Consider the following 12,132-nt stretch of genomic DNA (forward strand, 5'->3'; position numbering starts at 1 on the left):
CGGGCCGCTCCCAAGCCGGCCCGTCTGGCGGCATGCTCGCGGCTCGATGCCGCGAGTGCCGCCGTCCCCTCGGGGGACCGGCCAACGTACTCGTTGGACGAGGGGCTTCATGTCTGATACCCCGGGTGCCAGCGAAGCCAGGAACGCTCGAGAGCGCGCGCCAGCACGTCGGCGGCCTTGCCCAGCAGTGCGTAGACGAGGATGCCGACGAGCACCACGTCCGTCTGCAGGAACTCGCGGGCGTTCATCGTCATGTAGCCGATGCCGGACTGCGCCGAGATCGTCTCGGCCACGATCAGCAGCACCCACATCAGGCCCAACGAGAAGCGCAGCCCGACGAGGATGGAGGCCGTGGCGCCCGGCAGGATCACCTGGGCGTAGAGCTTCCAGCCCGAGAGGCCGTAGGAACGCGCCATCTCGATCAGGTCGCGGTCCACGTTGCGGATGCCGTGGAAGGTGTTCAGGTAGACCGGGAAGAACACGCCCAGCGCCACCAGGAAGAGCTTGGCCGTCTCGTCGATGCCGAACCACAGGATCACTAGCGGGATCAGCGCCAGCGGCGGGATGTTGCGCAGCATCTGCAGCGAGGTGTCCAGCGCCGTCTCGGCCCAGCGCAACGAGCCGGTCAGCAAGCCCAGCGCCAAGCCCAGGCCTGCACCGATCGCGAAGCCCGTGGACGCCCGCACGGTGCTGACCCACAGATGCCGCCACAACTCGCCCGATTCGGCCAGCGAGACCGCCGCCTGCAGCACGGCCCAGGGCGCCGGCAACACGCGGGTGGAAAGCCAGCCGAGCTGCGCGGCGGCCTGCCACAGCACGATCGTCGCGATGGGCAGCAGCCAGGGAACCAGTCTTTCGAGCTTCATCGCCGTGCTCAGCTCGCCGCGGCCAGCTTGCCGGGCACGTGGTGGTTGGCGACGATCTCGCCGAACGGGCCGGTGAGCTTGGGCGACTGCAGCTTCTCCTGCAACTGCAGCGGCAGCAGCGGGAACACCAGCTCGGCGAAGCGGTAGGCCTCCTCCAGGTGCGGGTAGCCCGAGAGCACGAAGTTGTCCAGGCCCAGCGCCGCGTATTCCTTGATGCGATCGGCCACCTGCTGCGGGTTGCCGACCAGGGCTGTGCCGGCACCGCCGCGCACCAGGCCCACGCCGGCCCACAGGTTCGGCGCAATCTCCAGGCCCTCGCGCACATTGGCCTTGTTCAGCTTGCCCTTGTTCAGCTCGGCCATGCGGCGCTGGCCGACCGAGTCCATCTGCGAGAACTTGGCCTGCGCGGTGGCGATCACGCTCTCGTCGAGATGGCTCACCAGCTTGGCCGCGGCGGCCCAGGCCTCGTCCTCGGTCTCGCGCACGATCACGTGCAGGCGGATGCCGTAGCTGAGCGCCCTGCCCTTGGCAGCCGCGCGGGCGCCCACGTCGGCCAGCTTGGCGGCGACGGCGGCCGGCGGCTCGCCCCAGGTCAGGTAGGTGTCCACCTGCTCGGCGGCCAGGTCGTGCGCCTCTTCGGACGATCCGCCGAAGAAGACCGGCGGATAGGGCTTGGCGATCGGCGGGTACAGCAGCTTGCCGCCCTTCACGCGCAGTTGCTCGCCGTCGAAGTCCACCGCCTCGCCCTCATGGCTGGCGGCCAGCACCTCGCGCCAGATCTGCAGGAACTCGCGCGACAGCTCGTAGCGCTCGGCGTGCGAGAGGAACAGCCCGTCGCCGGCCAGTTCCTCCGGATCGCCGCCGGTGACGAGGTTGACCAGCAGCCGGCCGCCCGAGAGGCGATCCAGCGTGGCCGCCATGCGGGCGGACTGCACCGGCTGCACGAGGCCCGGCCGCAGCGCGACCAGGAACTTCAACCGCCGCGTCGCCTCGATCAGGCTGGCGGCGACGATCCAGCTGTCCTCGCAACTGCGGCCGGTGGGCAGCAGCACGCCCTCGTAGCCGAGAGAATCGGCAGCGATCGCCACCTGCCGGTAGTAGTTGACGTCGGCCACGCGGGCGCCGTGCGAGGTACCCAAGTAGCGCGAATCGCCGTGGGTGGGGATGAACCAGAAGATCTTCATTTCTGTGCAGTCTTGAGCGAGGTCGGCAGCGCGTCGACGATGCGGATGGGCTTGGGGATCAGCTTCAGCTCGTAGAAGGCATCGGCGATCTTCTGCTGCTCGGCGGCAACGCCCGTGGTGATCGGCTGGATGCCGTAGGCGAAGCGGCCGGCGGCCAGCTCGGTGGTGGACGGGTCGAGCCCGATCTGCGGCGCCAGCACGGCGGCCACGGCCTTGTCGTTGCCCTGGGCCCAGCGATCGAGCTTGGCGAGTTCATCGACGATGGCCTGGATGGTCTGCGGGTTCTTCTCCGCGTAGCCGCGGGCGGCCAGGTAGAACTGCGTGTTGGCGACCACGCCGCGGCCATCGGCCAGCACGCGGGCGTTCAGTTGCCGCTCGGCTGCCGCCAGGAACGGATCCCAGATCACCCAGGCGTCCACCGCGCCCCGCTCGAAGGCGGCGCGCGCATCGGCCGGTGCCAGGTAGACGGTCTGCACGTCGCTGTACTTCACGCCGTGCTTTTCCAGCAGTTTGACGAGCAGGTAGTGGACGTTGGAGCCCTTATTCAGCGCGATGCGCTTGCCCTTCAGCTCGGCCACGCTCTTCAGCACCGAGTCCTTGGGCACGACGATGGCCTCCGAGCTCGGTGCGGGCGGCTGGTTGGCGACGTAGACCAGGTCCGCACCGGCGGCCTGCGCGAAGATCGGCGGCGCTTCGCCGACGGTGCCGAAGTCGACCGAGCCGACGTTGAGCCCTTCCAGCAGTTGCGGACCGGCCGGGAACTCGATCCATCGCACGCTGATGCCCAAGGGGGCGAGGCGCTTCTCCAGGTCGCCCTTGGCCTTCAGCAAGGTCAGCGTGCCGTACTTCTGAAAGCCGATGCGCAGTTCGGACGGGTTGCCCTGCGCCTGGGCGCCGGTGCTCGCCAGCGCGGCGGTGAGGATCAGCGAGAGGGTGTGGCGGCGGTTCAGCATCGAATGGGGCTCCGGGGTCACTGGGCAAGCGCGGGTTCGGTGCGCGGCAGACGTTCGAAGACGGCGGCGGCGCCGACGGACAGCCGCCGCGCGATCTCGTCGCCGACCTGGTAGCTGCCGTCATCGGCGCGTGGCAGTTGCGCGTCGGTCGCGAAGACCGGGTCCAGCGGCGAGCGCGCGCCCAGCGAGGACAGCACCGGCTGCAGCGCGTAGTCCAGCGCCAGCAGGTGGGCCAGGCTGCCGCCGGTGGCCAGCGGCCAGATGGTCTTGCCCTTCAGGCCGTCCTGCGGCAGCAGGTCGAGGAAGACCTTCAGCAGGCCGCTGTAGGCCGCCTTGTAGATCGGCGTGGCCAGCACGATGACCTGCGCCTGGGCCACGGTCTGCACGGCCTGCTGGATGCCGCCATGCTCGAAATCGGCATGCAGCAGCGCCGCAGGCGGCAGCTCGCGCAGGCGCAAGGTCTGCGAGGTCAGGCCCAGGTGCTGCAGGCGCTCGCTGGCGGCGGCGAGCAAGGCGCCGGAGCGCGAACGGGCGCTCGGGCTGGCAGCGATCAGCAGGATGCTCATGGTTGTTCTTCGTTCTTCCGGGATGCGATGGACGCACTCTAGAAAGCGCAGTTCGCACCGTGAACGAAGAACTTCGCATGTGCTTAGTCGGTCGCTGCTAGGCTCCTTCGCCAGCAAGCTAGGAGCACGACCGCCATGCAATACCGCAACCTGGGCAAGAGCCCGCTGAGAGTCTCCACCCTGTGCCTGGGCACGATGATGTTCGCCGGCCCGACCGACATCGCCGAGGCGCGCCGCATCGTCGAACACGCGCAAGACCACGGCGTGAACTTCATCGACACCGCCGACGTCTACACGACCGGCCAGTCCGAGATCATGGTCGGGGAGCTGATCAAGCCGCGCCGCCACGACTGGGTGCTCGCCACCAAGCTCGGCAACAAGATGAGCGAGCGGCCGAACGAATCGCAGTATTCGCGCGCCTGGGTGATCCGCGAATGCGAGGCCAGCCTGCGGCGCCTGCAGGCCGAGCACATCGACATCTACTACCTGCACCGCGATTTCACCGGCATGGACCTGGAGGAGCCGCTGCGCGCGATCCAGCACCTGCTGCAGGCCGGCAAGATCCGCTACTGGGGCCTCTCGAACTTCCGCGGCTGGCGCATCGCCGAGGCCGTCCACCTGGCGCGGCAGCTCAACATGCCCGGCCCAGTCGTCTGCCAGCCCTACTACAACCTGCTGAACCGCATGCCCGAGGTCGAGATCCTGCCGGCCTGCCAGCACCACGGCATCGGCGTCGTGCCCTACAGCCCGATCGCCCGCGGCGTGCTGACCGGCAAGTACGCACCCGGCCAGCCGCCGGCGGCCGACACGCGCGCCGGCCGCGGCGACAAGCGCATCCTGGAAACCGAGTTCCGCGAGGAATCGCTGCAGATCGCGCAAACCTTGAAGGGCCACTGCGAGGGCAAGGACATCTCGCTGGCCCATTTCGCCACCGCCTGGGTACTGGCGCACCAAGCCATCAGCAGCGTGATCGCCGGCCCGCGCACGCTGGCGCAGTGGCAGGACTACCTGGGTGCGCTGGACCTGAAGATCACCGAGGACGACGAGACCCTGGTCGACTCGCTGGTGCCGCCGGGGCACCCGTCCACGCCGGGCTACACCGACCCGGCCTATCCGCTGTATCCGCGCCGGGCCTGATCAGCTCAGCTCAGTGCTTGTGTTCGATCGACTCGCCGTGCACTCTTGCGTGCCACAGCGAGGCGGCGAACACGCCCATGCCAGCCAGCGACAGCAGCGCGCCGACCCAGCCGGTCGAGGTCCAGCCCAGGCCGGCCGCGATCGTCGCGCCGCCGAGCCAGGCGCCCAGCGCGTTGGCGATGTTGAAGGCCGAATGGTTCAGCGCGGCGGCGAGCGTCTGCGCGTCGCCGGCCACGTCCATCAGCCGGATCTGCAGCGCCGGGCCCACCGCGACGACCGTGCCCAGCAGGAAGACCGACAGCGCCGCCGTGGCCGGGTGCTGGGCGGTGAACACCAGCGAGCCGAGCACCAGCGCGCTCCAGGCCAGCACGCCGCCGATCGTCTTCATCAGCGCCTTGTCGGCTAGCCGTGAGCCGACCAGGTTGCCCGCCACCATGCCGACGCCGAACAGCGCCAGCACCAGCGGCACGGCGCCCACCGACAGGCCCGCCACTTCAGTGAGGATCGGCTTCACGTAGCTGAACACGGCGAACATGCCGCCAAAGCCGATCGCGCCGATGCCCAAGGTCAGCCAGACCTGGGCCTTGGCCAGCGCGCCCAGCTCCCGCCAGGGGCTCGCGCCCGGCGCCGCCTTCAGGTCGGGCACCCAGCGGTACACCAGCACAGCGGCCAGCATTGCGATCGCGCCGACGAGGAGGAAGGCCGAACGCCAGCCCCAGTGCTGCCCCAGCCAGGCGGCCAGCGGCACACCCACCAGGGTGGCGGTGGTCAGCCCCAGCATCACCAGGCCCACCGCGCTCGCGCGCCGGTCGGGCGGCGCCAGGGCCGCAGCCACCAGCGCGCTGACGCCGAAGTACGTGCCGTGCGGCAGGCCGGTCAGCAGGCGCAGCAGATTCAGTGAGAGGTAGCCCGGCGCCATCGCGCTGGCCACATTGCCCAGCGCGAACAGCGCCATCAGCGCGATCAGCAAGGTGCGGCGCGACCAGTTGGCCGTCGCCACCGCCAGCACCGGCGCACCGACGACGACGCCCAGCGCATAGGCGCTGATCACATGGCCCGCCTCGGGGATGGAAACACCCAGGTCGCGCGCCACCTCGGGCAGCAGGCCCATGATGACGAACTCACCGGTACCAATCGCGAAGCCACCGACGCCCAGCGCCAGCACCGCCGGCCAGAACAGCTCGCGCTGCTGCGCCCGGCGACGCGCGAAAGACTGGCTGATCGGAGCGGCGGCGCTCGCCAAAGCCGGCGCCAGGGGCTTGCTGATGATGGGGTCCATCCCTCAATTTTGCTGCATAGCAGCATTCCTGCGGGCACCTGGGGTCAATTCGGGCGTGGCTGCAACGCAGCGTCGTGCGCAGATCGCCCGACTATTGAGCAGCGAATGTCAGTCGACATAACGGAGCCCAGCTTTCGCCAGCGGCTCGCGCATCGCATACATGTCCAGGCCCAGCACCCCCGAGGCCAGCTTCGCGCGCTTCTCGCCCTCGAAGGCTTCGCGCTTCGCTGCGGCCACGGCCACTTCGGCGACCCGCGCAGCCGGCACGCAGACGATGCCGTCGTCGTCCGCCACAACCGCGTCGCCGGGCGTCACCAGCATGCCGGCGCAGACGATGGGCACGTTGACCGAGCCGAGCGTGGCCTTGACCGTGCCCTTGGCGCTGATGGCCTTGCTCCACACCGGGAAGCCCATCTCGGTGAGCGTCTTCACGTCGCGCACGCCGGCGTCGATGATCAGCGCCTTCGCTCCTCTTGCCTGGAAGCTGGTGGCCAGCAGGTCGCCGAAGTAGCCGTCGGTGCATTCGGCGGTGACGGCGGCGACGACGATGTCGCCGGGCCGGATCTGCTCGGCGGCGACGTGCAGCATCCAGTTGTCGCCGGGTTGCAGCAGCACGGTCACGGCGGTGCCGGAGATCTGGGCGCCGGCGTAGATCGGTCGCATATAGGGTTGGAGCAGACCGACGCGGCCCATGGCTTCGTGCACGGTCGCGGTGCCGAGGGCGGCGAGCTGTTCGGTGGCCGTAGCATCAGCGCGTTGGATGTGGCGGTAGACAACGCCGAGTTCGTACATCTCAGAGTCCTTTGGCTTTCAGTTGTGCGTCCAGGCGGCTGAAGACGCGGCGGGCATTGCCTTCGAAGATCGCATGGCGGTCTTCTGCGCTGATGGCGGCGGCCTGGATGTAGCGCCGGGTGTCGTCGTAGGCGTGGCCGGTCTCGGGGTCGATGCCGCGCACGGCGCCGATCATCTCGGAGGCGAAGAGCACGTTCTTCACCGGGATGACCTGGGTGAGCAGGTCGATGCCGGGCTGGTGGTAGACGCAGGTATCGAAGAAGAGGTTGTTCAGCAGGTGTTCGCTGAGCAGGGGCTTCTTCATCTCTTGCGCGAGGCCCCTGAAGCGGCCCCAGTGGTAGGGCACGGCGCCGCCGCCGTGGGGGATCAGGAACTTCAGCGTGGGGAAGTCCTTGAAGAGATCGCCCTGCAGGCACTGCATGAAGGCGGTGGTGTCGGCGTTCAGGTAGTGGGCGCCGGTGGTGTGGAAGCAGGCGTTGCAGCTGGTGCTCACGTGGATCATCGCGGGGATGTCCAGTTCGACCATCTTTTCGTAGATCGGGTACCAGTGGCGGTCGGTCAGCGGCGGGCTGGTCCAGTGGCCGCCGGAAGGGTCGGGGTTCAGGTTGAGGCCGACGTTGCCGTACTGTTCGACGCAGCGCAGCAGTTCGGGGATGCACGTGGCCGGGTCGACGCCGGGGCTCTGGGGGAGCATGGCGGCGGGCACGAAGTGGTCCGGGAAGAGCTGGCTGACGCGGAAGCACAGCTCGTTGCAGATGGCGGCCCAGGTGGCGGAGGTCTCGAAGTCGCCGATGTGATGGGCCATGAAGCTGGCGCGGGGGCTGAAGATGGTGAGGTCGCTGCCGCGCTCGCGCATCTTGGCCAGCTGGTTCAGCTCGATGGACTCGCACAGTTCGTCGTCGCTGATCCGCAGCTCGGAGGCCGAGGGGCCGCGGCCGGGCAAGGCGGCGATCTGCTTGTCGCGCCAGGCGCCCAGCGCTGCCGGTGCCGTCGTGTAGTGGCCGTGGACGTCGATGATCATCGGGAACTCTCCGGGAACGAATCAGAAGCGGTGGTTGATGCCCACCGTGCAGCCCATCTGGTTGGACGCGCCGGCGGTGTTGAGCGCCGTCACCACGGCGGTCTTGTACTTGGTGCGGTCGAGCTCGACGTAGAGCTTGGTGCGCTTGGACAGCAGGTAGTCGAGGCCGGCGATGGTCATGTCCTTGCCGCGCGCCTTGTCGGTGGTGGAGGTGGTGCGGTAGAAGCCGGCCGTCAGCTTCAGGTTCTGGGTGAATGAGTAGCCGCCGCCGCCGAAGGTATTGCGCGTCGCGGTGTTGGGGGCCGTGCCTTCGAGGTCGATCGTGTCGAGCATGTATCCGCCGGATACGGCCCAGTCGCCGTACTTGAAGGCGGCGCCGACGAGGTAGTAGTCCTCGTCGCGGTAGACGCTGCCCACCAGCACGCTGCGGCGGTTGTAGGAGGCGCCGGTGGTGAAGCCCTCGCCGTAGTACTGCAGACCGACGCCGTGGGCCGAGCCATTGCTGTTGCTGCCGGCAACCTCGCCGAAGGCATTCTCCAGCTCGAGCTTGAAGCCGCCGAACTCGCCCACGTACTTGAGGTCGTTGCTGAAGCGCGTGCCGCTGGAGGCCTGGGTCAGCGGGATCAACGGCGTGTAGTTGAAGTGGAAGGGGTCGTAGTCGAGGATGAAGTCGTGCGAGATCGTGTACTGCCGGCCCGCGTCGATCGAGCCCCAGGAGCCCTTCAGGCCGACGAAGGCCTGGCGCTGCCAGAACGTGTTGGTGGTGTTGTCCAGCGCGCCGGTGGCCAGGTTGAAGCCGTGCTCCAGCAGGAAGTGCGCATCCAGGCCGCCGCCGAGCTGCTCAGCGCCCCCAATGTCGAGCTTGTTGGAGCTGTTCCAGCCGTTCGAGCCCATGAAGGTCTTGCTGTCGCCGGCAGGGTTGACGTGCGTCAGGTGGCGCACGCCGCCGTCCGCGGTGCCGAAGATCTTGACTTCGGTCTGGGCCTGGGCCGCGGTGGCGGATGCGATCAGGGCCAGTACCGCAAGGGATCGGGCAGATTGGTGATTCATCGATGTCTCCGTGCGCCGGTCTTTGCCGGCATGGTTGCAAAAAAAGGGCGAGCAAGGCCAGCGGTGCCGCATGGACCGCAGGCAAACAGGTGTGTGCGGGTGTCAGTGCGTGGCGAGCGCCGTCTCGGGCTCGATGTAGCCGGTGTCCAGCTCCATCCGCAGGCGGTTCGTGTCCAGCGCCTTTTCCCAGCGGGCCACGACGACGGTGGCGACGGCATTGCCGGTGATGTTGACGAACACGAAGGCGGAGGACAGCAGCCGATGCACGCCGAGGACCAGCGCGATCGAGGACACCGGGATCGTGTTCGTGGCACCCAAGGTGGCTGCCAGCACGGCGATCGCCGAACCTGCCACGCCCGCACCGCCCTTGGACGTGATCAGCAGCACCAGCAGCAGGGCCAACTGGTGTTCCCAACCCAGCGCCGTGTTGGTGGCCTGCGCCAGGAAAACCGAGACCGCGGCGAAGTACAGGCAGGTGCCGTCATGGTTGAAGGCGTAGCCGCCGGGCAGCACCAGGCCCACGACCGAGCGCTGGCAGCCGAGCTGCTCCAGCTTCGTCAGCAGCTGCGGGAACACGCTCTCCGACGAACTGGTGCCGATCACCAGCAGCAGCTCGGAGCGGATGTAGCGCATCAGCTTGAGCAGGCTGAAACCGGCCATGCGCGCCACCGGCCAGAGCACCAGCACGAAGAACAGCAGGCAGGTCAGGTAAAACTCGCCAACCAGCTTGCCCAGGGCCACCAGCGAGCCCACGCCGAACTTGCTGACGGTGAAGGCGATGGCGCCGTAGGCGGCGATCGGCGAGACCTTCATCGCCAGGCCGATGATCCAGTACACGCCCTGCGAGAAGCTCTCCAGCACAGTGAGCATCGGCTTGGCCCGCGGGCCGGCCGCAGCCAGGCCGAAGCCGAACAGCACCGAGACGAACAGGATCTGCAGGATGTCGCCGCTGGCGAAGCCGGAGACCATGGTCTTCGGGATCAGGTTCAGCAGGAAGATGCTGGTGGACTCGAAGTGCTTGGCCTGGCTGATGTAGCTGTCGGCCGCGCCGGCATCGAGCGAACTGACGTCGATGTTCATGCCCGCGCCGGGCTGCAGCAGGTTGATCGTGACCAGGCCGATCAGCAGCGCGAACGAGGTGATCACCTCGAAGTAGATCAGCGCCTTGATCGCCACGCGGCCGACCTTCTTCATGTCGCCGGCGTTCGCGATGCCGCTGACGACCGAGCAGAAGATGATCGGCCCAACCACCATCTGGATCAGCCGGATGAAGGCATCGCCCAGCGGCTGCGAGGCCTTGCCGGCATCGGGCCACCAGTGGCCCACGGCCACGCCGAGCACGATGCCCACGAACACCTGGAACGAGATGTCCCGGTAGAAGGGCTTCTTCCTGGCTGGCTGTCGGGGGACAGGCAGGTCTTTCATGTTCACGTGATTGTCTCCTTCGGGATTCCCTGCGCTAGCCCTCTCGGGCTCGTCCGGTTTCATCGCTCTCGCGGCGACGTTCACCTCGCCTCGTCGCCGAGGAATTCGATGCTGTCCGCCAGCAGTTCGTCGACGCTCAGCGCGCGGGGCATCAGGCCCTGTCGCTCGCAGAAGGCCAGCGTCTTGGCCAGCGGCCCGCGCAGCGCGTCGATGCCGTCGGGCAGGCGCTTGTGCACCGCCGCCGGATCGGCCACCGCGGCCTTGCCCTGCTTGAACAGGCGGTAGATCGCGCGCACGCTGTCGGGCTGGGCGCGGGCCACCGCCAGCGGCATCGTGAGCACATGGTTGATCGGCACGAAGCCATGCTCGGCCTGCCAGCGACGGTCGGCCTCGGCGTGGTCGGCGATGACCGGCAGGATGTCCTCGTGCTTGGGCAGGTCGTTGCCGAAGATGGCCGCGTCCAGCTCGCCGTCCATCAGCATCTGCAGCATGCCCTTGCCGGCCGGCGCGTGCTCGACGAAGGCGGGATCCTGGTACTCCTCCAGGTGGCCGCCCTCGAAGGTGGTCCAGCGGATCTGCTCCGGCGCGATGCCGTAGGTCTCGTCGAGGATGCCGCGCAGCCACATGCCGGTGGTCTGCGTGTAGGCACGCACGCCGACGCGGGCGCCGACCAGGTCCTTCACGCTCAGGCCCGGACGATGGCGGCGGTTGTAGATCAGGCAGCCCTGCTGCAGCCGCGCCGCCAGCACGACGGGCAGCATCAAGAGCGGCTTGTCGTAGGCCTTGGCCTGCAGCAGGGTGGCAATGGCCAGCTCGCTGACGTCGTAGACCTGCTGGCGCGCCATCGGGGCGAAGGCGCGGTAGATCGGCTCGACGTCCAGCCAGTTCAGCTGCAGGCCCGGCTCGCTCAGCTCGCCGCTGATCAGCTTCTCGGTGTGCGCGTAGCGCTTCACCACCGCATTGAGCGGCGTGCTCATGCCGGCGCTCCCATGCGGTTCAGCTCTGGATAGATGGAACGTGCGGTGTCGCCGAAGATCCAGGCGCGGTCTTCGTCGGACAGCATCGCCAGGCCCGCCTGCGCCTCGGCCAGCAGCGATTTCAGCGAGCCCTCGGCCGACGGGTAGTTGGAGCCCCAGGCAATGCGCCTGGCGCCGAAGGCGGCAAGCACGGCGGGCATGAAGGCCTGCGGCGTGGACGCGCCGCGCGAGGCCTCGGCGATCGTGCGGTTCGTCAGCTTCAGGTAGACGCCCGGATGGTCGGCCAGGTCGAACAGCGTCTTGGCCGATGCGTAGGGTGGGCCGTCGGCAAGGTCCGGGCGGGCCAGGTGGTCCAGCAGCACGCGGCTGCGCGGGAACAGGCCCAGCATGCGGCGCAGCGCCGGGATGCCGGCGGCGGTCATCTGCAGGCAGATGGAGATGTTGTTGGACTGCGCGTACTCCCACACCGGGTAGGAGCGTTCGTCGTCCAGCCACTGGGCCTGGCCGGGCATCGTCGTGCCGGTGAGGAAGAGGCGCAGGCCGCTCAGGCCCTCGCCCAGCCAGTACTTGAAACGCTCGACCGCATCGGGCGCCAGCACGTCGATCGAGAACACGCCGCAGAAGCGGTCAGGGTAAGCCTTCACGGCGTCGAGCACGTAGCGGTTGTCGTTGCCGTAGGCGGTCGAGGCCTGCACCACCATCGCGTGACGGATGCCCGCCTCATCCAGCGAGGCCAGCAGGCTCTCGAAGTCCGCCGGCCGGTGCGCCGACCAGTCCGATTGCTTGCCGCCCACCGGCGCGAGCGGATAGCGCTCATGGTCGGACGAGATGGCATGCGTGTGGGTATCGACGTACATGGTTAAGCTGGATTCGATCCGGGGC

General features: G+C 68.3%; 12 protein-coding genes. 1 reads left to right on the forward strand and 11 read right to left on the reverse strand.

The features are described 5' to 3' along the window. Positions 1 to 107: 107 nt before the first annotated feature. Genes ssuC through ssuE form a run of 4 tightly spaced genes read right to left on the reverse strand, consistent with a single transcriptional unit; the run spans position 108 to position 3,569 of the window. Complete coding sequence (gene ssuC / locus SNE35_RS28435; protein ID WP_320426429.1) at positions 108 to 866, reverse strand: aliphatic sulfonate ABC transporter permease SsuC; 759 nt, start codon at positions 864 to 866, stop codon at positions 108 to 110. A gap of 8 nt (positions 867 to 874) precedes the next feature. Beyond that, positions 875 to 2,050 carry an FMNH2-dependent alkanesulfonate monooxygenase gene (ssuD, locus tag SNE35_RS28440; RefSeq protein WP_320426430.1) on the reverse strand — a complete coding sequence of 392 codons (1,176 nt, stop codon included), beginning with the start codon at positions 2,048 to 2,050 and terminating at the stop codon, positions 875 to 877. Then, positions 2,047 to 3,003, reverse strand: coding sequence for a sulfonate ABC transporter substrate-binding protein (locus SNE35_RS28445; protein ID WP_320426431.1), 957 nt, complete (start codon positions 3,001 to 3,003; stop codon positions 2,047 to 2,049). The genes ssuD and SNE35_RS28445 overlap by 4 nt, the downstream gene beginning before the upstream one ends. A gap of 17 nt (positions 3,004 to 3,020) precedes the next feature. Continuing rightward, positions 3,021 to 3,569 (reverse strand): NADPH-dependent FMN reductase, encoded by a 549-nt coding sequence (gene ssuE / locus SNE35_RS28450; protein ID WP_320426432.1) that lies wholly within the window; start codon positions 3,567 to 3,569, stop codon positions 3,021 to 3,023. Between the two features lie 135 nt (positions 3,570 to 3,704). Between ssuE and SNE35_RS28455 the strand changes: the two genes are divergently transcribed. Further along, positions 3,705 to 4,706 carry an aldo/keto reductase gene (locus SNE35_RS28455; protein WP_320426433.1) on the forward strand — a complete coding sequence of 334 codons (1,002 nt, stop codon included), beginning with the start codon at positions 3,705 to 3,707 and terminating at the stop codon, positions 4,704 to 4,706. Between the two features lie 10 nt (positions 4,707 to 4,716). Here the strand turns inward: SNE35_RS28455 and SNE35_RS28460 are convergent, their stop codons facing one another. From SNE35_RS28460 to SNE35_RS28490, 7 genes are all read right to left on the reverse strand, one after another. Further along, positions 4,717 to 5,985, reverse strand: coding sequence for an MFS transporter (locus tag SNE35_RS28460; protein ID WP_320426434.1), 1,269 nt, complete (start codon positions 5,983 to 5,985; stop codon positions 4,717 to 4,719). 108 nt (positions 5,986 to 6,093) lie between these two features. Further along, a complete protein-coding gene (ligK, locus tag SNE35_RS28465; protein WP_320426435.1) occupies positions 6,094 to 6,777 on the reverse strand; it encodes a 4-carboxy-4-hydroxy-2-oxoadipate aldolase/oxaloacetate decarboxylase in 684 nt (227 codons plus the stop codon). Between the two features lies 1 nt (position 6,778). Continuing rightward, positions 6,779 to 7,798, reverse strand: a complete 1,020-nt coding sequence (locus tag SNE35_RS28470; protein WP_320426436.1) for an amidohydrolase family protein — start codon at positions 7,796 to 7,798, stop codon at positions 6,779 to 6,781. Positions 7,799 to 7,819: 21 nt separating this feature from the next. Further along, positions 7,820 to 8,848 carry a porin gene (locus SNE35_RS28475; protein ID WP_320426437.1) on the reverse strand — a complete coding sequence of 343 codons (1,029 nt, stop codon included), beginning with the start codon at positions 8,846 to 8,848 and terminating at the stop codon, positions 7,820 to 7,822. A gap of 102 nt (positions 8,849 to 8,950) precedes the next feature. Further along, positions 8,951 to 10,279, reverse strand: coding sequence for a C4-dicarboxylate transporter DctA (gene dctA / locus SNE35_RS28480; RefSeq protein ID WP_431312800.1), 1,329 nt, complete (start codon positions 10,277 to 10,279; stop codon positions 8,951 to 8,953). A gap of 74 nt (positions 10,280 to 10,353) precedes the next feature. Beyond that, on the reverse strand, positions 10,354 to 11,250 hold the full coding sequence (locus tag SNE35_RS28485; RefSeq protein ID WP_320426438.1) for a substrate-binding domain-containing protein: 897 nt from the start codon (positions 11,248 to 11,250) through the stop codon (positions 10,354 to 10,356). Next, entirely contained in the window at positions 11,247 to 12,107 is an 861-nt protein-coding gene (locus SNE35_RS28490; RefSeq protein WP_320426439.1) for an amidohydrolase family protein, read from the reverse strand. The genes SNE35_RS28485 and SNE35_RS28490 overlap by 4 nt, the downstream gene beginning before the upstream one ends. Between the last annotated feature and the right edge of the window lie 25 nt (positions 12,108 to 12,132).

Origin of the sequence: Roseateles agri (assembly GCF_034043675.1) — a bacterium.
GTDB lineage: Bacteria > Pseudomonadota > Gammaproteobacteria > Burkholderiales > Burkholderiaceae_C > KK5.